This is a genomic window from Vibrio penaeicida, from assembly GCF_019977755.1.
Lineage (GTDB): Bacteria > Pseudomonadota > Gammaproteobacteria > Enterobacterales > Vibrionaceae > Vibrio > Vibrio penaeicida.
On record NZ_AP025144.1, the window covers coordinates 329,547 to 347,038 of the forward strand.

General features: G+C 46.4%; 28 protein-coding genes and 1 other RNA gene. 2 read left to right on the plus strand and 27 right to left on the minus strand.

The annotated features are described in order from the left end of the window. Positions 1 to 5: 5 nt before the first annotated feature. The 26 genes from LDO37_RS01515 to LDO37_RS01640 form a co-directional block, all read right to left on the minus strand. Positions 6 to 788, minus strand: a complete 783-nt coding sequence (locus LDO37_RS01515; protein ID WP_126608028.1) for a phage head morphogenesis protein — start codon at positions 786 to 788, stop codon at positions 6 to 8. Beyond that, entirely contained in the window at positions 781 to 2,340 is a 1,560-nt protein-coding gene (locus LDO37_RS01520) for a DUF935 domain-containing protein (RefSeq protein WP_126608029.1), read from the minus strand. Before LDO37_RS01520 ends, LDO37_RS01515 begins: the two co-directional genes overlap by 8 nt. After that, positions 2,337 to 3,947 (minus strand): terminase large subunit domain-containing protein, encoded by a 1,611-nt coding sequence (locus LDO37_RS01525; protein WP_126608030.1) that lies wholly within the window; start codon positions 3,945 to 3,947, stop codon positions 2,337 to 2,339. The genes LDO37_RS01520 and LDO37_RS01525 overlap by 4 nt, the downstream gene beginning before the upstream one ends. Continuing rightward, the gene (locus tag LDO37_RS01530; RefSeq protein ID WP_126608031.1) at positions 3,947 to 4,525 is read right to left on the minus strand and encodes a DUF3486 family protein; all 579 of its coding nucleotides are present in this window, start codon (positions 4,523 to 4,525) and stop codon (positions 3,947 to 3,949) included. Before LDO37_RS01530 ends, LDO37_RS01525 begins: the two co-directional genes overlap by 1 nt. A 12-nt stretch (positions 4,526 to 4,537) precedes the next feature. Then, positions 4,538 to 4,828: a VpaChn25_0724 family phage protein gene (locus LDO37_RS01535; protein WP_126608032.1), complete on the minus strand. Its 291-nt coding sequence runs from the start codon at positions 4,826 to 4,828 to the stop codon at positions 4,538 to 4,540. An 8-nt stretch (positions 4,829 to 4,836) separates the two neighbouring features. Next, positions 4,837 to 5,142, minus strand: a complete 306-nt coding sequence (locus LDO37_RS01540; RefSeq protein WP_126608033.1) for a DUF2730 family protein — start codon at positions 5,140 to 5,142, stop codon at positions 4,837 to 4,839. Continuing rightward, positions 5,142 to 5,357 carry a TraR/DksA C4-type zinc finger protein gene (locus LDO37_RS01545; protein WP_126608034.1) on the minus strand — a complete coding sequence of 72 codons (216 nt, stop codon included), beginning with the start codon at positions 5,355 to 5,357 and terminating at the stop codon, positions 5,142 to 5,144. The genes LDO37_RS01540 and LDO37_RS01545 overlap by 1 nt, the downstream gene beginning before the upstream one ends. Continuing rightward, entirely contained in the window at positions 5,354 to 5,944 is a 591-nt protein-coding gene (locus LDO37_RS01550; RefSeq protein ID WP_126608035.1) for a hypothetical protein, read from the minus strand. Before LDO37_RS01550 ends, LDO37_RS01545 begins: the two co-directional genes overlap by 4 nt. Then, positions 5,917 to 6,192, minus strand: a complete 276-nt coding sequence (locus tag LDO37_RS01555; RefSeq protein WP_126608036.1) for a hypothetical protein — start codon at positions 6,190 to 6,192, stop codon at positions 5,917 to 5,919. Before LDO37_RS01555 ends, LDO37_RS01550 begins: the two co-directional genes overlap by 28 nt. 2 nt (positions 6,193 to 6,194) lie before the next feature. Further along, positions 6,195 to 6,617, minus strand: a complete 423-nt coding sequence (locus tag LDO37_RS01560; protein WP_126608037.1) for a DUF5675 family protein — start codon at positions 6,615 to 6,617, stop codon at positions 6,195 to 6,197. An 84-nt stretch (positions 6,618 to 6,701) separates the two neighbouring features. Next, entirely contained in the window at positions 6,702 to 7,160 is a 459-nt protein-coding gene (locus LDO37_RS01565) for a hypothetical protein (RefSeq protein ID WP_126608038.1), read from the minus strand. 10 nt (positions 7,161 to 7,170) lie between these two features. Then, entirely contained in the window at positions 7,171 to 7,569 is a 399-nt protein-coding gene (locus LDO37_RS01570; RefSeq protein WP_224055307.1) for a Mor transcription activator family protein, read from the minus strand. Positions 7,570 to 7,674: 105 nt separating this feature from the next. Next, positions 7,675 to 8,193, minus strand: coding sequence for a gp16 family protein (locus LDO37_RS01575; protein WP_126608040.1), 519 nt, complete (start codon positions 8,191 to 8,193; stop codon positions 7,675 to 7,677). Positions 8,194 to 8,199: 6 nt separating this feature from the next. Continuing rightward, positions 8,200 to 8,544, minus strand: coding sequence for a hypothetical protein (locus LDO37_RS01580; RefSeq protein ID WP_126608041.1), 345 nt, complete (start codon positions 8,542 to 8,544; stop codon positions 8,200 to 8,202). Between the two features lie 21 nt (positions 8,545 to 8,565). Further along, entirely contained in the window at positions 8,566 to 8,802 is a 237-nt protein-coding gene (locus tag LDO37_RS01585) for a hypothetical protein (protein ID WP_126608042.1), read from the minus strand. Between the two features lie 8 nt (positions 8,803 to 8,810). Then, on the minus strand, positions 8,811 to 9,047 hold the full coding sequence (locus tag LDO37_RS01590) for a hypothetical protein (protein ID WP_126608043.1): 237 nt from the start codon (positions 9,045 to 9,047) through the stop codon (positions 8,811 to 8,813). Positions 9,048 to 9,075: 28 nt separating this feature from the next. Next, an RNA gene (locus LDO37_RS01595) (hammerhead ribozyme type II) lies at positions 9,076 to 9,146 on the minus strand. Continuing rightward, on the minus strand, positions 9,145 to 9,597 hold the full coding sequence (locus LDO37_RS01600; protein WP_126608044.1) for a hypothetical protein: 453 nt from the start codon (positions 9,595 to 9,597) through the stop codon (positions 9,145 to 9,147). The genes LDO37_RS01595 and LDO37_RS01600 overlap by 2 nt, the downstream gene beginning before the upstream one ends. 91 nt (positions 9,598 to 9,688) lie before the next feature. Beyond that, positions 9,689 to 9,937 (minus strand): hypothetical protein, encoded by a 249-nt coding sequence (locus LDO37_RS01605; RefSeq protein WP_126608045.1) that lies wholly within the window; start codon positions 9,935 to 9,937, stop codon positions 9,689 to 9,691. Next, positions 9,924 to 10,205, minus strand: coding sequence for a hypothetical protein (locus tag LDO37_RS01610; protein ID WP_126608046.1), 282 nt, complete (start codon positions 10,203 to 10,205; stop codon positions 9,924 to 9,926). Before LDO37_RS01610 ends, LDO37_RS01605 begins: the two co-directional genes overlap by 14 nt. A gap of 10 nt (positions 10,206 to 10,215) precedes the next feature. Then, positions 10,216 to 10,833: a DUF3164 family protein gene (locus LDO37_RS01615; protein ID WP_126608047.1), complete on the minus strand. Its 618-nt coding sequence runs from the start codon at positions 10,831 to 10,833 to the stop codon at positions 10,216 to 10,218. Positions 10,834 to 10,848: 15 nt separating this feature from the next. Next, positions 10,849 to 11,175: a hypothetical protein gene (locus tag LDO37_RS01620; RefSeq protein ID WP_126608048.1), complete on the minus strand. Its 327-nt coding sequence runs from the start codon at positions 11,173 to 11,175 to the stop codon at positions 10,849 to 10,851. Continuing rightward, positions 11,172 to 11,339, minus strand: a complete 168-nt coding sequence (locus tag LDO37_RS01625; protein ID WP_185829820.1) for a hypothetical protein — start codon at positions 11,337 to 11,339, stop codon at positions 11,172 to 11,174. The genes LDO37_RS01620 and LDO37_RS01625 overlap by 4 nt, the downstream gene beginning before the upstream one ends. Before the next feature lie 8 nt (positions 11,340 to 11,347). Next, positions 11,348 to 12,295 carry an AAA family ATPase gene (locus LDO37_RS01630; protein ID WP_126608049.1) on the minus strand — a complete coding sequence of 316 codons (948 nt, stop codon included), beginning with the start codon at positions 12,293 to 12,295 and terminating at the stop codon, positions 11,348 to 11,350. A gap of 34 nt (positions 12,296 to 12,329) precedes the next feature. Continuing rightward, complete coding sequence (locus tag LDO37_RS01635) at positions 12,330 to 14,321, minus strand: transposase domain-containing protein (protein WP_126608050.1); 1,992 nt, start codon at positions 14,319 to 14,321, stop codon at positions 12,330 to 12,332. A gap of 11 nt (positions 14,322 to 14,332) precedes the next feature. After that, positions 14,333 to 14,590, minus strand: a complete 258-nt coding sequence (locus LDO37_RS01640) for a helix-turn-helix domain-containing protein (RefSeq protein WP_126608051.1) — start codon at positions 14,588 to 14,590, stop codon at positions 14,333 to 14,335. 130 nt (positions 14,591 to 14,720) lie between these two features. Here LDO37_RS01640 and LDO37_RS01645 point away from each other — a divergent pair, with 130 nt between their 5' ends. Both LDO37_RS01645 and LDO37_RS01650 read left to right on the plus strand, forming a co-directional pair. After that, the gene (locus LDO37_RS01645; RefSeq protein ID WP_126608052.1) at positions 14,721 to 15,494 is read left to right on the plus strand and encodes a helix-turn-helix domain-containing protein; all 774 of its coding nucleotides are present in this window, start codon (positions 14,721 to 14,723) and stop codon (positions 15,492 to 15,494) included. Positions 15,495 to 15,859: 365 nt separating this feature from the next. Further along, positions 15,860 to 16,423, plus strand: a complete 564-nt coding sequence (locus tag LDO37_RS01650) for a VC2662 family protein (protein WP_126608053.1) — start codon at positions 15,860 to 15,862, stop codon at positions 16,421 to 16,423. Positions 16,424 to 16,458: 35 nt separating this feature from the next. On the opposite strand, the gene epmB is transcribed toward LDO37_RS01650, so the two are convergent. Next, the gene (gene epmB, locus LDO37_RS01655) at positions 16,459 to 17,481 is read right to left on the minus strand and encodes an EF-P beta-lysylation protein EpmB (protein WP_126608054.1); all 1,023 of its coding nucleotides are present in this window, start codon (positions 17,479 to 17,481) and stop codon (positions 16,459 to 16,461) included. Between the last annotated feature and the right edge of the window lie 11 nt (positions 17,482 to 17,492).

Here is a 17,492-nt window from a genome sequence, read left to right on the forward strand (position 1 = left end):
ATCCTTTATTTGAATGTCTGTTTTAACATCTGTTCTTTTTGAGACAGCGCTTCGCTATACGATGCCTGCCTATCTTTACCCGGGTTGTAATTCCATCCTGGCTCAATCCCTTCGGGCAGCACTTCCACTTCGCCCGTTCGCTTGTTCAGCCATTGCTTAGTGCCACCTTCTGGCGACACCGTAGAAACGGCGTCGTCAGCAATGAGCTTTTCAGCTTCAAACTTCGAGACCTGGCGTATCCAACATTTGCAGCCCCAACCATTCGGTGGCATGTGGTTATCCCACCAAGGATCGCCAACAGGAAGCAGCGTGCCTTTCCACTTAACATGCTCCATTCGGTGCTCCAATGAAGGACCGTTCTGATACAACAAATAGGGCATTACGCGCCTAGTTCGCTCGATACGCTCCCATTGCCCGGCTGAACGTGCCGTTCGCATGTTGGTTTTGTAAATGGTCTTGATACGACCTTCACTGCCCAATTGAACAGGCTTTGAATCGCCGTTCAGTGGGTCGACCATGTTTTGAACGCCCCACCAACCCGACTTAACCAATAGCGGCTTTAAGACATCTCGAAACTGTTCGAACGTTTGCCCCTGCGCGATGGCATCGATAACCATGGCTTTCACCTCAACAAGAAGATCGGCATTGAGCATCTTAGCCACCGTGAAGGCGTTGCCGTGCTCTTCTTTCCAAACGTCCCGATAGTCAAAGCCTGGCTCTATCCCTTTGCGTTTGAACCATTCAAGGGATTCTTTTGGGACGATACCTGGTTCATTAGGGCTAGGCATCTTTAGCGTCCCCATAGCCACGCATCTGGAATAGGTATTGCGCCATCTGTTCAATGAACACGTCAGCGCCTAACGTCTCTTGAAGCTCCGGCAGTTTGTCTAAGAACGCGGCATAGCTGTCTGACTTGTTCGCCAATTCGATAATGGGGTTCATAAAGTCTTCTGCAACTTCAACCCATTCGTTCATGGCGTCATCGGTAAGCTCGCTCACTTCCTCTTCCGCCGTTTTGCCAACGCGGTTAATGGCGAGACGTTGGGCTTGCCTGTTCATAGCGGGGGGCGGGGTTTGCGCTAACATAGCCGAGGCAGGCATCAGCACGTCTTCATCGTCATTTGGCTCACGCAGACCAAACTTTTCACGTACTTCACTTGCCGATACGCGCATGCCACTTTCAATCATTGGTTTCAAGCTATCGACCAACATCTTCAAGTCTTCTGGCTCTGGCACGCGAATGCGAACTTTAGGGTAGCGCTCTTGCACGCCCCAATTTAGGATCACATAAGGCTTAACCAAGTATTCATTCACACACGCTTCCAGTTGGCGCGCATCCCATTTGGCAATATCCATCCGCACTTCGTTATGAACGTTGGCTTGAGATTGCGAGCTGCCATTATCCGCCGTCATGGTTTGACCAAGTACTGCCTTGCTGGTTTGCTCATCGCACCAACGCGCCATGTTTTCAAACAGCGTGTTACCGCCATTGCCTTTGGCGGTTTCGATAAGCTCCAGCTTCATGGATTCAGGAATCACCGCCCCAGCATCACTGGCAATGCGACCAATGGCATTCACAAGCGTGTTGATATCCTCGGTACTGGCGTTCGGACCGTACTTACCCACCCGAACGGGAATGCCAAACACTTCGGCAAACGCCCACCAATCACGCACCGTGAACGATTTGAGCATGTACATCACGGCAACCAACCGCGCCAAACCGTTACGCCAAACAATGCCTGATTTAGATCGAGGCGTATGCACCATAAACTTATACGGCGCTAACAGCTCGCCACTTGGCGCAGAATCACTAATCAATAGAATGTCTTCAAGCGTGTCTTGGTCGGCGCGAAGGTAGCGCGGATCTACCCATTTATAATTTTGTGGTTTCCATGGCGTTTGCTGGGTATCCCATAGCACCTGCACCACCGAGACCCCTTTCCCCAAGCCATCGAGCAAATCAAAAAACAGCTCGGGTATTTGGTCGTTGGACATAATGTCACGAACGCGCTCCGCCAACTCGACATCAACTTGCTCATCACTGGCAGGCTCAACGGTAGGTTCAATCGCCGCCACCGCGAGCTTACGGGTACGCAGCTGCGCCGCGTAGTGCAAATCGCGCTCTTCCATTTCTTCAGCAAGCGTCATGTAATCTTGTGGGTTGTTGCCATCCACCACACTGCGAAGTAAGCCCGCCAATCGAAGCGGGTTTAACGAAGAGGCGACACTGGCAGGTCGAGGGTTTCGCACACTGGTGGTGTACGCTTTGGCAATGTCTTCAGACAACACCGTTTTATCGGCTTTTAATGGCTTACCGTGTACATCAACAATTGAGGTCATAGTCTAATTCCTTTGCCGCGTAGGTCTTGATTCGGCATGTCATCGAATCGGTTATTTTCTTCAGCAGAGCCATGAAAGCGGCGTTGGTTTTCATCCATGCTGGCTTTTATGGTGTGCAAGCCGTAACGCGTTAAATCCGCCTTAGAGGCTAAGTAAGCAAACCAAATAGCAATGGCACTATCGCCGTGTCGTTTGTTTCCGTTCTCGCCCTTGGTTCGGGTTGAATCGATGCTAGGAACGCCTGCTTTAATTTGGATTTGCCCCAAATCGGTGATCACGTCTTCATGTTTTGGAAGCAGGATTTCATCATCTTCAAACGCGGCTTTAAACGAAGGCATGTTCTCGCGGTAGTACCCCACAGAGAGCATCACCTCAACCACTTCTTCGCCGTACTTGTACCTGGCCTGTTCGGCTAGGTACTGGCCATTACCCCGCGCATCAAGATAAATACCATCACGCCTTGGGAGTTGGTCACAGATAAAGTAAAGCGCTTGCTCTTGCTGCTTGAATGGCACGTTGCCAAGTTCTAACAAGAAAGGAACGGTGCGCTTCACATCATTTTGAACCGCCATGGGTGCATACACGGTTAGGTCGCCAGAGCGGGCGAAATCCTCACCCAAGCAATGACGCAGTTTAGGATCGAGTTTATCGAGCTCTGGCTGAACGTGTTCGTCTAACCACTCTTTCATTTCCGCTTCACGGACGTGCTCTTTCGCTTCGTTAAACGCGTTAGAGCCAGTGAAGCTTAATACTGGCCCATCTAACCGCGCAGCACGTTCACGCAAGCCACGACTAATATAAGCACCACCGCCATTCTTCGGAACACACTGGTACTCTTCAAGTGCATCTTCTTCGGTTGCCGTGTCACGAAGCAAGTTTGCTTTCCATTCATCTTCGAGTTCTTGCGTCCACGGTGTCTTCTTAACCTGGCATATACGTTTATATAGCCCTTGTTCGCAAGCGTCATCTAAGGTGATGGTGTGGATCGAGTAACGTTTTTTACCTGCACGACTGTCTTGAATTAGAGTGTTGAATAAATTCTCGATGCCGTTATGGGTACTGATTAAGCGAACCTTTGAACCCCACATGGTTAAGGCAAGGGCCGCTTTTAGCACTTCGGCTAAGCGTTCATGAAAGGCCGCTTCATCGATGATAACCGTGCCTTGCATACCACGCAGGTTAGAAGGGTTACTTGATAAGGCTTTGACTTTGAAACCAGACGCAAAGTTGATCACGTAAGTCAGAATGTCTTTATCTTCATTCTCGAAGACTTCTTCACTGACATCATCACACGCGCAGCTGTAAGCTTTGGCCCACATCGAGACAGCATCAATAAACTCTCGCGCCATGTCTTTGGTTGAACCAACATAAAAGACATCTTCACCGCCTGCACTAACAGAGGCGGCAGCACTCAATGCTGAGTCTGCCGCTTCTGCCCATGTCACGCCTGTTCGTCGGCTTTTCTCTGCAATCTTTAATTGAGAGTCATCCGCTATCCAGCGCTTTTGATAAGGCAGCAACACTTCGTTCTTATCAAATTCACCAGATAAGACAAGCGTTTCACTTTGCCGCTGTAGATTTTTTTGGGCTGCACTTCTTTCTGTCATTATGCAATCCCCAATATGCCTTTCTTAATGTCTTGAATGGTTTCAGCGGTTACGCCAGCCTGCTTCACAATGGCTTCAGTTGCATCGGCCACTTCCGCCGCAAATGCAGCGCGGATTTCTTTTTCAACCTTATGACTCACCATTGAGGCTTGCTCGATACGTTGAATAACCAAAGCGAGTTGAGCGAGTGCTTTGGGTGGGATCACTTCACCGTCTTCAGCGGCACTTTCCATCATGGTCATAGACGTTTCAAATGCCATGGTACGCACAAACTCTTGCAGCAGCTTACCCACATCAGAGGTGGGCGCGTCACCCAGTTTGGTGGTCCACACTTCCGCCACTTCGCGAGACTGACGAAGACGAGCGCCCATGTCTTCCATACGACGAGCATAACGATTGAGTGACGTGTAGCTTGGCTTTGCCTCTTTAGGCAAACCCGCCTCATCAATCATTTCATGGATAGCCCCAAGCACGTCTTGCTGAGTCATATCGCCATTGCGAAGCCAGAGGTTAAGTGACTCTCGGATTCCTTGAGGCAATAGCTCTATCTTTGAGCGGATCCGTTTCTTCTTGGTCATGGTATTCCCTCACTAAGCGCGTGGGCGTTTTACGCCTGGCACAACCGCTTGACCTGTCGCCACATCTTCACCGCGCCCAGTCAGCTTTGCCACTTGGCAATCCAGCACACTGCGAATTTCGATAAACCCTTGCTCTTCAAGCCAAGCGAGATGAGTACGAACCGCATCGCGGCTAATGTTGTGACCGTAAGTATCAAGACAAGAATCAAGAATGGATTCATTCGCTTCATACCCTGTCATGTCATGCAGCGACCGTAAAATCACAAGGCGCTGGTCTTCTTTTAATAACTCTTTAAAGCCCATAACACATCCTATTTATCATCGTTTAAACGTTGTTCTAATAGCAGTTGAGCGAGGTGCTCGACTGGTCGCATTTGGGCGCGAAGTTCTTTCATCTCTCCGCGCGATTCAGAAAGTTCAAGAGTGAGTTTCGTGATCTCATCTCTGGTTGGCATCGCATCTACTTGCGCTTTTAGCTCGTCCATTTCTCGCCTCACATCCTGCACCTCTTCGCGTCTGGCATAGGTTTTGGATAGCAAGATCTGAATCACTTGAACCAATGTTAAAACGCCAGCCCACACGATAGGCCACCAAGTCTTTACCCATTCGTATTCCATCAGGGCTCCTTTCTAGACTGACAACTGACGCAGCGCACGGCATTTGGCATCGCCTTTAATCGCTCGGTTGAGATAACAACACCACAACTTAAGCAATAGCGATTACCGTGTTCATCTTCATCGGGCTGTTCTATGCAGCGTGTACGTTGATGGGCAATGGCTTTTTCCCTGAAGGTTTGCTCAAGCGCTTGAGCTTTATCAAACGAGTCGGTCATTTTGCTTTCACCGCCTTAAGTGCATCACCGACCATTGAGCCTGTCCCTTTGGTTAAGCCACGCTTATCAGCCGAACGCCAACCAAGGTAAGTCAAAAAGGGCGCCATTAACCCCGCCGCAATTTCCCAGTTCGCGCCGGTGCCTTTACTAAACGCCTCAAGGGATTCAAACAAAAAGATGTAACCGATTGCAGAATACAAACTCAAACGACAGCCCCAAGGGCGAGTGTGACGAACGTATTCATCTTCAGCCTTATCACCTTCACGAATCGTAACTTGGGTTTCGTGATGTTCGGCTTGTTTATCACCAAGCGTGAGCTCTTGGCGGCGAGTCTTTTCCTTTTCTAACTCGACCTTAATCTTCTCAAGTTCAACCAAAGATTCAGGTGGCAAGTTTTGCAGGGCGCGAGTAACGGCCAACTCTTTCTGTGCCTTGTTAGCACCAAACATGGAATCAGCTTTTTCCACAGCCTCGGCGACCTTGTCTGCCGTTTCGCTACCACCAAACAAACTGGATATGCCGCGAATAGCCGCAGGACCATATTCCATGGCAAGCGAGGCTACCCCCGCGATGATTGAAAGTGACATTCTTTTAAGCTCCTGATTTTTGAAATCAAGTCGTTCCCTTGCGGCGTTTCCACCAAACCAAGGTGTCGGTTAATTTCCTGTTGAGAGGTACGGTGCCACGCTTTTGAAAAGTAACTTTGCAGGGTGGCATCGTGGCTAAATAGAGGTGGGGTTAACGGGGCTTTAACGCCTGTTTCAATCGCCTTCGACTCAGCTTCAAGGCGCTGTTCACGCCCTCGTTGTTTGGCGTAGTCCCAATTGCGGCCCATGGTTACGCTCGGCGAATAACAAGCTTGGCTTTTTCACCACCAAGGTGAGCCATAAAGTAATCGAAGGCTGTGCCTGAATGGATAACGGCCCACTCATCATCCACTACACCAAAGTCCATGCCTGGTGCAATACAGCCTTCAAGCTGTGCTGCTCGGTTTGCTTTGTGGATAAGAATATGTGTTCGTTGAGAAGGGCCGAATCGAGTCACACCAAGGGTTGGAGCCTCTAGTGCGTAGCATTTGCCAAACTTCGGGCTGTCGTGTGGCAGCAGGTCATAGGTGCCTTCTGGAATACATGAAATGCCAGCTTGGTTATTTTTCCAAGGACGTTCAATGGTCTTGAGAATAGCGTTTCCATTCTCATCGCACAGATAAGAAAAAACACCATGAGGAAAATAATTGCGATGGAGAGTGAGGGTTTTCATAGCACAACCAGTTTAGTAATGGGGTTACGTTTAACTGATTGTGCTTTCTATTTTATAGCCTGTGGAAGTAACGCGGATTGTTGATTATTTCAATGTGCAGTTAACAATCATCCCCTGTTTAACTGGTGTAATTTCCGTTTCAAAATTATAGCCCCAAACTAAAGTTGATGCTTTGTGACTAGGCGATTTTAACGCGTCATTAATACTATTAAGCATGCTCTTTGGCAAGCTTGTATGGTGCGCCATATCAATCGCTTCCAATGACGTATTCACACAATGTATTCCGGCTAATGTGAATGCAACCACTAACTCATTGTCGTTGCTACTACTGACCGGAATCATAGATGAAACACTGGATTGACTAACAAACAATATCCCAGTTTCTAAATTTTGCTTTTTTGTATCTTCGAGATCTTCCCACTTATCGGCATTGCTATAACCAGCAACATCTAAGCGATGGGTCATTTCATTAACTGGTGGTAAATCTTTTGCCAAAACGGGCAGACAGAACAATGATGATAGTAATAAAGTAATGGCTTTCATTTTCAATTCCTTAAAACAAATCCGGTTGACGGCTCTTAACTTCTATTTTGCGCATTTTAGCCACTACGCGATAGATATGCTGCATACTTTTGTCGTATTTACGCGACAGCTCTTCAACATTCGCACCATTGAACTCGCGCCAGATAGACAGGTTCATGATTTCAGATTCAAGCTGCCTGCCGCGTGGAAGGTAAAGCTGAACACCACCAAACTCTTTGCAAATACGGTGCAGTAAAACCACCGCAAGTTTTGGATCGGTTTCGTTCTTAACGAGTTCATCTTTAAATATGCAGTAGATTTGGCGCATGGCTTCTGGCCATCGTTGGTGCTCTTCATCGTCTGCTAATTTTTCAACTTCTTCTAGGCTTACATTCTTGTAGCCAAACAAATCTTGGTTATCGATGCTCATCACTGCCTCCCATCCACATGGCATACCTTCACATAATATGAATATAAAAACACCCCGCTTGGCGAGGTGTTTGTAGTATATGGCAGTGTTTACTGGTGGGACACGTTAACCAGTTTTGTAGTAGTTACTCGCATAATGTTCAGCTAATAGTTCGTAACCAGCTGGGCCTGTGCAATCGTTGTTCGATGGAATGCGACCACCACTTTTAGTGATCACCTCGGCCATTAATCGATAGTGCCATTTCTTTAAAGCTTCCAACACTTCAGCCGCTTGAGCTGACTTAAGCCAAACCGCCTTTTCAATGCCACGTCCATTTGATGCAGTAGTCATGCGCTTAACATAAGCATCAATGGCAACGTCGTTCGCATTACGAATAAACCCTTGCTTGTGCATGGTGCGCCAAATCGCACGAATCTTTGCCACTTCTGGCGCTCTTTCTTGTGGCTTGCGCTTTGGTTTAAAGCCTAGCGCCTTCATTCTGTCTAACACTTTGGTTAGTTGAATGTCGTTCAAGCCTTTGGCACTTCGCTTGCCTGTGCATTGCTCAAGAACGTCACGATAAGAATCATCTTCCATGGCAAGATCACGTTTAGCGATTTGGACAAGTTTGAGTAAGTTAGACATTTTGACTTACCCCTGTTTTTTAGCTTCGTTGATTGCACATGTTCGACCAGCTCTCCAATACCGCATAGCCATTCGTCTTTTGTTTGATGGTAATTTTGCCATCACATTCTTTACCATCTTCGTGGTCAGTGGATGATTAAATGACTCGTATCCATCCACCTCATATTCATCTGCCTGATACTTAACCCATGACTTAGGGTTACAAGCAGGGCAAGGCATGTCACCGCCATTGTCTAAATAAGAATCTCCATTATCGTCTCGACCACCACTATCTAGATCCCATAGGTATCCATCAATGCAAGTTGAATCTAGATAATGAGCCCCAAAATCATAGCCTTGATAATCACACATATTTCCTCCTAAGCTAGTAAGTTAGACATTTACGACCTCAACCAAATTAATACCTTCGCGTTCTTGAATAGAGCACTCAGCCATATTAACACCAACCCATAAACACATTACTTGCTCTGGTGTTAACTCAGGGAAGCGTGCAAGGACGAGGCGGCATGGTTCATTTGCGGAATAATGGCTACTGTAAAGGTCCTGCATTAACCTTGCAGCTAAAACTACATCATGACTTCTGTTTAAATCTGGTAATGAAAACTTCATTTTCTCTCCTAAGCCGCTTTGCGCTTGGCGTTCTTGAATTCCAACTGACAAGCTTTGCACCAACTCTGCAACCCATCGGGGTTTCTTCTGCATGGCGACCAGAACAAGGTGTCTTGCGGCCAATACTCTTGGCAGTGCGGGCACCATTTCTGCAAGCCTAGTTCAGCATCGAGTATGGCTTTACCATTCGCTAAGCGGCGTTGTAATAAACCTGCTTTCATTAGTGGCGTGTATTCACCAAACATAATAAAAACCTCCTATAGCTTTGTGTTGTACTGGCTGCTCATCAGTGCCTAACAACCACGCTAGGCAGACAAGCAAGGCGAACCTTGCTTGTTTCGCTTATGCCTTAAGGCACATGCCTTCGGTAAGCTCCAACCCTTCGAGCTTTTTAAACTGACGACACAGCACAGAAGCTTTTGAGAAGTGAGGAACGTAAAAAATCCACTTATCATGCAAATCTTGACATTCCTTTTTAACTCTGCGCTTTCCATATATTTTGGTTAGTGCCGCTTTTTCTTTTGTGCTGTATATGGATTTGGTTTTTTGGCACCAAACATCAGCCAATATTTTAGGGGCTTTGTCGCTAATACCGTTTTTACCTGCACTAAAGCTTGCCCACTCGCCTTTGATGAACCCATCAATGTAAACTTGTAAACACGTTTTCGATTCAGACTCACGAACACGCGTTACCTTCACTTCGTGCCCTTTGTAACTAAAAGCAATATCAACCCAACCGCCGGCCATTTCCGCCTCAATCTTTTCCCACATCTCTTTTGTAATTGGTTTACTCATTCTTCATATTCCTTCTCATTGCTTGATATAGATTTAATTCGCTTCGATTTGAGAGCAGCGGCGAAACTTCATGATGTATTTGATTAACTGGTTAGGCCGCTTCGCTTTCGTCTTTTCCATTGAGTTCATCCATCATGTCTTCGTACTCTTCACGAACGTTCGAACTTGACTGATTTAAAATGAACTTCAGTGCTGCGATATAGCCTTCTTCAAACGTGCTATCTGGAAATGCAGTGCCGTCGTTTTCAATTAAGGCTTCCGCCATTTCAATTTCTAGGTCAATCGCGCTGCGAGTGTGCGCGGTAGTAAAAGAACGTTGCAGTGGGTTAGTGGTATCCATGTTGATATCCTCCATGTCGTTTTTCATAAACCGTCACAATGTTGTTGTCTCGAATTAGGAAGTAGGCGCAGTCACTTTCTAAAATTCGCTTTGGCTGCCAACCTGATTCGCACTTCATTATTCTTCGTAGCCTGTTCTTGGTTGGGCGCTTAGCTTCCGATAACGCTACGACAAGTTGCGGCAGGCTGCGCCCCGTACGTTGTCGCCATCGCTCAACAGCATGGCGACTTACGCTTATCTCTCCATATCGTGTGATGACCAGTAACATGCACACCTCGCTATAGCTTGGCGATATCAAGGGCGATTTGTTTGTACTGACCATCACCTTGGCGTTCATAAATACGTAGGTAAGGCGTTTTACCGATAACCTTGATTGAGTCTGCAATGGCGTCCATCGCTTCTAACCAATCAGGGTCGGTAATGTTTAACTGGCGAAGGCTAAGCACTTGGTTAACATCGATGTGACCTTGCTTGTTTACTCGGAAAGACAAATCAACCAAGGCTTTAATTTCATCGCTTGAATTTTCATTCCAACGGTTAATGCATTCGTCAATTTTTGCTTTAGCCGCTTGGATGCGTTCATCGAACACGCGGTGCTCTCCAATTGAGCGTTGCACCTTGTATTTGCCATCAAACGAAAGCAGCGTAACGTTGCCTTTGGTGCCGCCGTATTTCACATCAAATTCAGCAGAGCTTAGGTCTACAAAATCCGCGACGTTCTGCATGGCTTCTTTCTTAAACAGCGCAAGGGTTTCTTGTGTCGCAATCGCTTTTTGTACGATGTCAGCAACAACATCATCACGCAGTAAATCAACGTCTTTGATTTGGCTTACTGGTACTTGGTGACCTTGGCCGTTAAAGCGGAAACCGTCTTGTGGTTGGGTTTGATTAGTCATTGTTTTTCTCACTTATTAAAAATTCTTAGGCTGCACCGCAATAAGCTCTGGTGCGTATGGGTTTAAGTACTGGGTAATTTGCTCTGCGTTAATGTTGTCGGTCTCACTTTCCACCCATCGAATCAAGCAGCCACTCAGCTTTGCGATGCGTGAAACTTGAAGCCTCTTGCAAGCCAGCTCACGCACTTCATTTGATTTACTAACAAGCCATACAGGTGGAAACTCGATGGTAATAACAGGGATGGCAATGCCAGTGCTTACATTCACGATCAAGCTTCCTGCCGTTTCTAATCGAGACAGGGCATTAGCCACAGCGCGACGCTTTTCATTTAGATGCATCATTGGTTAGCTCCTCGTTGATTTTCATAAAGACGACACGCTGAAATATGCGCATCCAATTGTTTGAGTTCTTCCTGTGAAAGCCCGCGCTCGCTTTCCGCTCTTAGCAGCACAATCACATTCTCGAACGCTGCTCTGTACTCTTGGTTAAGTGGTAACGATTCCATCGGGCACCTCAATCGTTGGTGTCTAATTCAGCAAACGCTTTGCGCAGCACTTGCTCACTAATGGTTTGACCTTTGGCAAACATCGCCGCCAGTTTGAGTGTTTTGCTTAGCAATCTAAGACCACCTGGGCGCTCACTGATTTGCAGCATTAACCCGCGTTCAGACTCGCCGTTTACGTTCCATGCATCAGCAATGGTACGAACGTCTGCTTGCTTGGTTTTGTGGATGCCACGCTTCTTCGCAATGCGAGAGAACAAGCGCGCAAAATCTTCATTACGGCGACCACCTGTAAGCTGCGTGTAAACCTTGTTATTACCCACTAGCACCATGCCAACCCCCGTTTCTTCTTGCAGAATTCGCAGCTCTTCCAGTGTTGGGTAGTCAAGGTGATCCGCTTCATCAATCACCACCAAACCTTCACTACCAATCAGGCGGTTTCGGATAACGCGAGACAGTGGGCCTTTACGGCGTGGCGCATCGTCCATGCCTAGTTCCATAGCCAGTTCATATAGGCACTCAGTAAGGCTTGAACGGCTTGGGCTTGAAGTGATCATCCATACGTTGTTGTTGCTTCGTTTGTATTCGCGCAGCGCTTCTGATTTACCCACACCAGACGCCCCAAAAATAACCACGATAGATTCGGTAACTTGGGCATACATCATGTCGTCGGTCAGCTGCTTAGCCGTTGGTGTCATCACAAAGCCAGGGTCTTTACTTGGCGTGGCATTACGCTGTTCTCTCATACGTAACCACTGGTTCAGTTTTTCAATCATCTTGGTTGGGTCGGCTTTGTATGAACCGTTCAAGATTTGGCTTAGCGTGGCAGGTGATACGCTGATCTCTTTTGCAATCTGAGACGCTGAAACAGCCTTCGATTCTGTTAATGCACGAATGCGCATTAATATGTCGGTTTGCTTCGCTTCTGCATTGCCTAGTTCAACTACGTTTGTACTCATATCAATCTCCATTTATGGAAGGTTTAAATAGGGTTTAAAGCTTGTTTTTGAATTTCTGTTCAAACAGGTTTGAAACGCTTTGGCTGAAGTTCTGTTCGTAGTCTTCGTCTTCATCTTCTAGCGCTATGGCCTTAGCCGCCGTGTTGCCAATCGATACGGGTCTGAATGGTTCAACCACTTTGCTTTCAGGTAGCACTTCTTCTTCAAGCGGCTTCATCATTGCAGCCACTTCCAGTGCATCCATTTCTGTTTGAGCTTGCGCAGCAATCTTGTTCGCTTTGGTAAATTGTGTGCGTTTGCGTTTGTGCTCTCTTGCCGCTTGCGTATCGCCAAATCCGGTCTTATCAAGACATTCAGCGGTACAAATTCGAACCCCATTCAAGGTGTAAACTTCGATAGATTCATGCAGCTTTAATGGGTCGAAACGTGCAACCAGTTTTTGGCCAACATGGTTCATCATCGACTCGCTGTAATAGCGGTTCTTACGGCCTTTCAAACTGCCGCCAGCGTCCAGTGAAATGGTGCCGTGTTTAGACACTCTTACTGCCTCGGCTTGAAGCATCATCATTTGCAATTGGTCGGTAGTTGCTTTGCGTATTGCTGCCGTTTCATAGCTGGCATTGAACGCTTGGTTAAAGCTCATAAACCCTTTGCACACTTCGGTGTTTCGGTTCTCTTTCGCGTTGTACATTTCCACTCCTTTAGCAATGGCTTGTAGAAAGTCTTCCGCGTCGATCGCTTTGCTTCCGTAGTTATCTGGTTTTGCCATTGGGTTCGGGCCTGTATAAGCGCCACGACAAAGTGGATGTTTATCGATGTACTCTTCAAGGCCGCCCACACCAAACGCACGCTCAATCGGTTTCGCTTGGCCGTGACCTTTGCCTAATATCACGCTCGACCAGTGCAACTTGATATTCATCATTGGGATGATGCCAAGTGGATCGTCTGCTTTTACTTTGAAGCGGTAACGGTTAGGAACGCCGCCCGTCATCCATTTGTTTGCAGCTGCTCTGGTGTTATCCAAAGTCAGTTCTTTAGGCACACCGAACTTTTCACAAACGTCCATTAATGAAAGGCGAATGCTGTCTGTGTTTTCACTAATATCGCAACGCCAACCAACAATTTTGCGGCTGTAGATGTCTTGCCAAAACCACGTTTTAGGACGAAGAATTTCACCGTTAAACCACTTCACAAACACGTTGTGTTGATAGCCATCTCCGTTGATCCATTCCAGAGCGTGAAGCCCTTCAACGGTACGTTCTTGCGGTGGGAACATTTGGTGCAGTGCGTGTTCACCTTCACGAAGCATGATGCGTTGTTGTACTGGCACTTCATGTTCAAGGCGGCGTCCTAAGCTTTTTAGGCTTGGAACTTTCCAACCCTTCGAAGGGGCTGTATCAATAAGGCGCTCATAACAAACCGACATAGCAGGTTGCTCTAGGCTCAAGTAGTCGGCTTTGAAAAACTCCCACGCTTCAGGTGTGATGTAGGCAAACTGATTCGGCTTTTGAGTTTGGGATGATTCAAAGTTTTTAGGCAGCAGAGCTGGAGCCCAATCACATTCGTCTATCCCTTTCACCTTCGCGCAACTACGGCGCAAAGTAGAAAGTGCCACGCCATATTCTTCAGAGACCGATTGATAAGCGTCCATCAACTTGATGCCGTTATTCTTAAGTGCAAAGACAGCTTGAACGGTGCGCAATGCTTGCTGTGCTTTCTCTTTGGCAGCGTTGTTGTTCTTACTCCAACGAGCCCAAAGCGCTTCACGGCAATACGACTGCTCGCTTTTCTTTTTCGGTAACTCAAGAACCTGATCGCCAATTTGAACTTTGCCTTGTTGCTTTAGTAATGCTGTTTGCGTTGGGACAGGTAATAAGCTGACGTGGTATTCAGTCGCCTTTGTCCCTTGTCTTTTTCTTTCTAACTCAGGATTAGACATAGCAAGCTTCTTCAATAGATCTCTTGCTCTTCTACCTGTGGATGGAAAACCAACTACACCTGCTAGTTCACTTGCTATAAACCACATAATGAAACCTCCTAGCTTGCAGCTCGAAGTGAGCGGTAACGGCTAGGCCAAAGTTGATCAGGTGTCATACCTATAGCTTCAGCAATAATTCTTTCGCCCTTTGGCCATGGTGAGCGAAGTGCATTAGCCAGCGTGTTTTCACCAAGGCCAGCTTCACGAGAAAGTTGACGAACAGAAAGCCCACGCTTTTTAAGAGCAGCAACAATGTCAGCTCTGTGCCAATCACTTCCTTCTTGAATGTTTTTTTGAGAGACTGTTTCGTTACTCATGTTAGTTACTCCAGTACGTTGCTTAACTTAGTAACACAAGTATTGATCCAAGAGACACCAAGAGTCAACACAAAGGACAGTATTTTTTTAATAGTGTCCTTTTGATTAAATTACGAAGGACGCATTTAAAATGAATAAGAACAATGAAAACATAGACTTAGATGAAACGGACACCAAAAGCATAGAATCGGAAAAAGTGTCCGTTTGTGATGAGAGTCAAAGGACAGTTTGGTTTATAGCTTCTGAGTTAGCAGGACTACCTCAAATGCCAACATCAACGAGAAGAGCTAGAGACGAACTAGAGCGGCTTTTAAAAAATAGAGACCATTTGAAAAGGAAAAGAGTTGGCACTAAAGGTTACGAATACCACATAAGCATTCTTCCATTAGAAACACAGCAAAGCCTTGGTACTGAAGCGCTCGAAGGCACACAGGAACCAAAGCCAAGCTATAGCGACCTATCGCTGTATAAGGATTTCACAGAAGAATTTGCATTAATACCTGGTTATAGAATTCAGGTATCAGCAGGGCACGGCTCTTTAAACCCAGACCAACTAGAGCCAACCAGGCATTTAGCATTTAGGCGTAAGTGGTTGAAGTACAGGGGCTTTAAAGAAAAGGATTTAGCGATCGTGTGGGCAAAAGGCGACAGCATGGAACCAACGATTCACAACAACGATACGCTTGTAGTAAACATGGAAAGGAAGAAACCATCAGATGGGCACATATACATCTTTAGAAACGGCGATGAGTTGTTTGTGAAGCGCTACCAAAGCATGTTAGGCACTTGGCGTCTGATTAGCGACAACAGCTTCTACAGCGATTTAGACATACCTAAAGAAGAACAATATCAATTTGAAGTAGTAGGGCAAGTTGTTCACATTGCAAAGGACTTAGGCGATTAGATTTAAATGTTTAAACTCGATTTAAACAGCGAACAAACAAAAACAACCAGTGCTCACTTTGATAGGGTAAAAAGCCACGATTCAGATTTATTGCTCATTTCTAGATTTTCTTCTCAAACTAAAAAGGGTTCAGCCAAATCATGCCGAACCCCTTATTCCATCTACCCGTAACCGCACATAACCTACGTTAACACCCTATAACACACTATTGTTCATTTCTTTAGTCTCTATACAAACAACAAATATTGATCGTGAAAATGGCTATATTTGACGTTTAAATAGGTCGTAATCAATAGATTGCAAGGTAGGCATAAGTCGCTTATATTTCGCGCTCCTGTTCCTTTGAGTCTTTGGAGACGTGATCAATGAAAAAACAAATGTCAGTAATTGCTGTATCGATGGCTATGGTATCCCCTTATGCCTTGGCGCAAGATTCGGCAGCTATGTTCTCTACACTGGATGGCTTTAATGCACCAGCTAGTGATGCAGTTGGCGGTGTTCGTTTGTCTGTTTTACACGGAAAAGTGAGTGCTGTTAAAGGTGTTGATGTGTCAGTGTTAGGCATGTCTGAGACCGATACGATGACTGGTTTAAATTTAGGTATGTTCTTTGGCGCATCAAAAGTAAACCAAGAGATGAAAGGGGTGTCTCTTGGGATGTTTAACTGGAATATGGGCACGACGAAAGGCGCCAACTTAGGCGTAGTGAATGTGACTCACGATGTAAAAGGCGTCAACTTCAGTGCTGTTAACTACTCAGAAGGATTTACCATGGCTGATGTTGGCTTGGTTAGCTTGTCTGAGAAGTCGAACGTACAGCTTGGTGTGTTCAACAAAACCAAGCAAATTGAAGGTGTACAGATTGGCTTGCTAAACTGCGCAGACAACGGGTTTTTGCCTTGTTTCCCGTTTGTGAACTTCTCAATTTAAAACTTGAATTTGAAGCTCCTGATTAGTCAGGAGCTTTATTCCAAGTGTAAATCCAGTGGCGTTTTGCTTTTTCTACCGCCGATCTCGCGTGTTAATTTGGGTACTAAATACCCTGATACTTCTTCAATGACTTCGGCCATTAGTGCTTTTGCTTGTTTATCTGAAACATAGAAGTGCGCCGCGCCCTGAACTTTATCCAGAACATGGATGTAGTAAGGCAAGACACCGGATGCAAACAGATCTTCACTGAGTTTTATAAGTGCCTCTGAAGAATCGTTAACCCCACGCAGCAACACACTCTGGTTCAATAACGTCACGCCAGCTTGTTTGAGCTTGGCAAGGTAAGCTGAAAGCTCAGCATCGATCTCATTGGCGTGATTAATGTGTGTCACCATCACGACATTCAAACGACTTCCCCTAAGTAAGTAACATAGCTCATCGGTAATACGAGAAGGAATGACGACAGGGAGCCGAGAGTGAATTCGGAGTGTTCTCACGTGCTCTATTGCTTCGATACGTGAGACCAGCCATTCCAACTCGCTGTCCTTCGCCATAAGAGGGTCGCCACCAGAAAGAATGACTTCATTGATCTCTGGGCGCTTGGCAATGTACGCCAAGTTCTGCTCCCAAACGGATTTAGAGCCTTTGTTGTCTTGATAAGGGAAATGACGGCGAAAACAGTAACGGCAGTTGATGGCGCAGCCACCCTTAACGATCATCAATACGCGAGATTTGTATTTATGCAGCAACCCCGGTTGGTCGTTATCTTGCTCTTCCAGAGGGTCGGCCGAATAGCCTTTATGAACCTCAAATTCTTCCATTAAGGGCAGAACTTGCTTGAGTAAAGGATCGTTAGGGTTGCCCTTTTCCATTCGATTGACAAAGCTTTGTGGCACGCGCATCGCAAACAGTTCGCGTGCGGCTAACCCTTTTTGCCAAGGGGTAGGGTCTATTTCAACCGCTTGCAACAACTTGTAGGGATCGGAGATCGCATTCGCTAATTGTTTGAGCCAGTTTTGCTCAACAGAAACAGCTTTTCGGGTTATGATGTGCGGCATTAAATTGAACT

Bases quoted from the DNA above. Each gene is read 5' to 3' on its own strand.
- LDO37_RS01515 (WP_126608028.1), bottom strand. From the start codon at position 788: ATGCCTAGCCCTAATGAACCAGGTATCGTCCCAAAAGAATCCCTTGAA.
- LDO37_RS01520 (WP_126608029.1), bottom strand. From the start codon at position 2,340: ATGACCTCAATTGTTGATGTACACGGTAAGCCATTAAAAGCCGATAAA.
- LDO37_RS01525 (WP_126608030.1), bottom strand. From the start codon at position 3,947: ATGACAGAAAGAAGTGCAGCCCAAAAAAATCTACAGCGGCAAAGTGAA.
- LDO37_RS01530 (WP_126608031.1), bottom strand. From the start codon at position 4,525: ATGACCAAGAAGAAACGGATCCGCTCAAAGATAGAGCTATTGCCTCAA.
- LDO37_RS01535 (WP_126608032.1), bottom strand. From the start codon at position 4,828: ATGGGCTTTAAAGAGTTATTAAAAGAAGACCAGCGCCTTGTGATTTTA.
- LDO37_RS01540 (WP_126608033.1), bottom strand. From the start codon at position 5,142: ATGGAATACGAATGGGTAAAGACTTGGTGGCCTATCGTGTGGGCTGGC.
- LDO37_RS01545 (WP_126608034.1), bottom strand. From the start codon at position 5,357: ATGACCGACTCGTTTGATAAAGCTCAAGCGCTTGAGCAAACCTTCAGG.
- LDO37_RS01550 (WP_126608035.1), bottom strand. From the start codon at position 5,944: ATGTCACTTTCAATCATCGCGGGGGTAGCCTCGCTTGCCATGGAATAT.
- LDO37_RS01555 (WP_126608036.1), bottom strand. From the start codon at position 6,192: ATGGGCCGCAATTGGGACTACGCCAAACAACGAGGGCGTGAACAGCGC.
- LDO37_RS01560 (WP_126608037.1), bottom strand. From the start codon at position 6,617: ATGAAAACCCTCACTCTCCATCGCAATTATTTTCCTCATGGTGTTTTT.
- LDO37_RS01565 (WP_126608038.1), bottom strand. From the start codon at position 7,160: ATGAAAGCCATTACTTTATTACTATCATCATTGTTCTGTCTGCCCGTT.
- LDO37_RS01570 (WP_224055307.1), bottom strand. From the start codon at position 7,569: ATGAGCATCGATAACCAAGATTTGTTTGGCTACAAGAATGTAAGCCTA.
- LDO37_RS01575 (WP_126608040.1), bottom strand. From the start codon at position 8,193: ATGTCTAACTTACTCAAACTTGTCCAAATCGCTAAACGTGATCTTGCC.
- LDO37_RS01580 (WP_126608041.1), bottom strand. From the start codon at position 8,544: ATGTGTGATTATCAAGGCTATGATTTTGGGGCTCATTATCTAGATTCA.
- LDO37_RS01585 (WP_126608042.1), bottom strand. From the start codon at position 8,802: ATGAAGTTTTCATTACCAGATTTAAACAGAAGTCATGATGTAGTTTTA.
- LDO37_RS01590 (WP_126608043.1), bottom strand. From the start codon at position 9,047: ATGTTTGGTGAATACACGCCACTAATGAAAGCAGGTTTATTACAACGC.
- LDO37_RS01600 (WP_126608044.1), bottom strand. From the start codon at position 9,597: ATGAGTAAACCAATTACAAAAGAGATGTGGGAAAAGATTGAGGCGGAA.
- LDO37_RS01605 (WP_126608045.1), bottom strand. From the start codon at position 9,937: ATGGATACCACTAACCCACTGCAACGTTCTTTTACTACCGCGCACACT.
- LDO37_RS01610 (WP_126608046.1), bottom strand. From the start codon at position 10,205: ATGTTACTGGTCATCACACGATATGGAGAGATAAGCGTAAGTCGCCAT.
- LDO37_RS01615 (WP_126608047.1), bottom strand. From the start codon at position 10,833: ATGACTAATCAAACCCAACCACAAGACGGTTTCCGCTTTAACGGCCAA.
- LDO37_RS01620 (WP_126608048.1), bottom strand. From the start codon at position 11,175: ATGATGCATCTAAATGAAAAGCGTCGCGCTGTGGCTAATGCCCTGTCT.
- LDO37_RS01625 (WP_185829820.1), bottom strand. From the start codon at position 11,339: ATGGAATCGTTACCACTTAACCAAGAGTACAGAGCAGCGTTCGAGAAT.
- LDO37_RS01630 (WP_126608049.1), bottom strand. From the start codon at position 12,295: ATGAGTACAAACGTAGTTGAACTAGGCAATGCAGAAGCGAAGCAAACC.
- LDO37_RS01635 (WP_126608050.1), bottom strand. From the start codon at position 14,321: ATGTGGTTTATAGCAAGTGAACTAGCAGGTGTAGTTGGTTTTCCATCC.
- LDO37_RS01640 (WP_126608051.1), bottom strand. From the start codon at position 14,590: ATGAGTAACGAAACAGTCTCTCAAAAAAACATTCAAGAAGGAAGTGAT.
- LDO37_RS01645 (WP_126608052.1), top strand. From the start codon at position 14,721: ATGAATAAGAACAATGAAAACATAGACTTAGATGAAACGGACACCAAA.
- LDO37_RS01650 (WP_126608053.1), top strand. From the start codon at position 15,860: ATGAAAAAACAAATGTCAGTAATTGCTGTATCGATGGCTATGGTATCC.
- epmB (WP_126608054.1), bottom strand. From the start codon at position 17,481: ATGCCGCACATCATAACCCGAAAAGCTGTTTCTGTTGAGCAAAACTGG.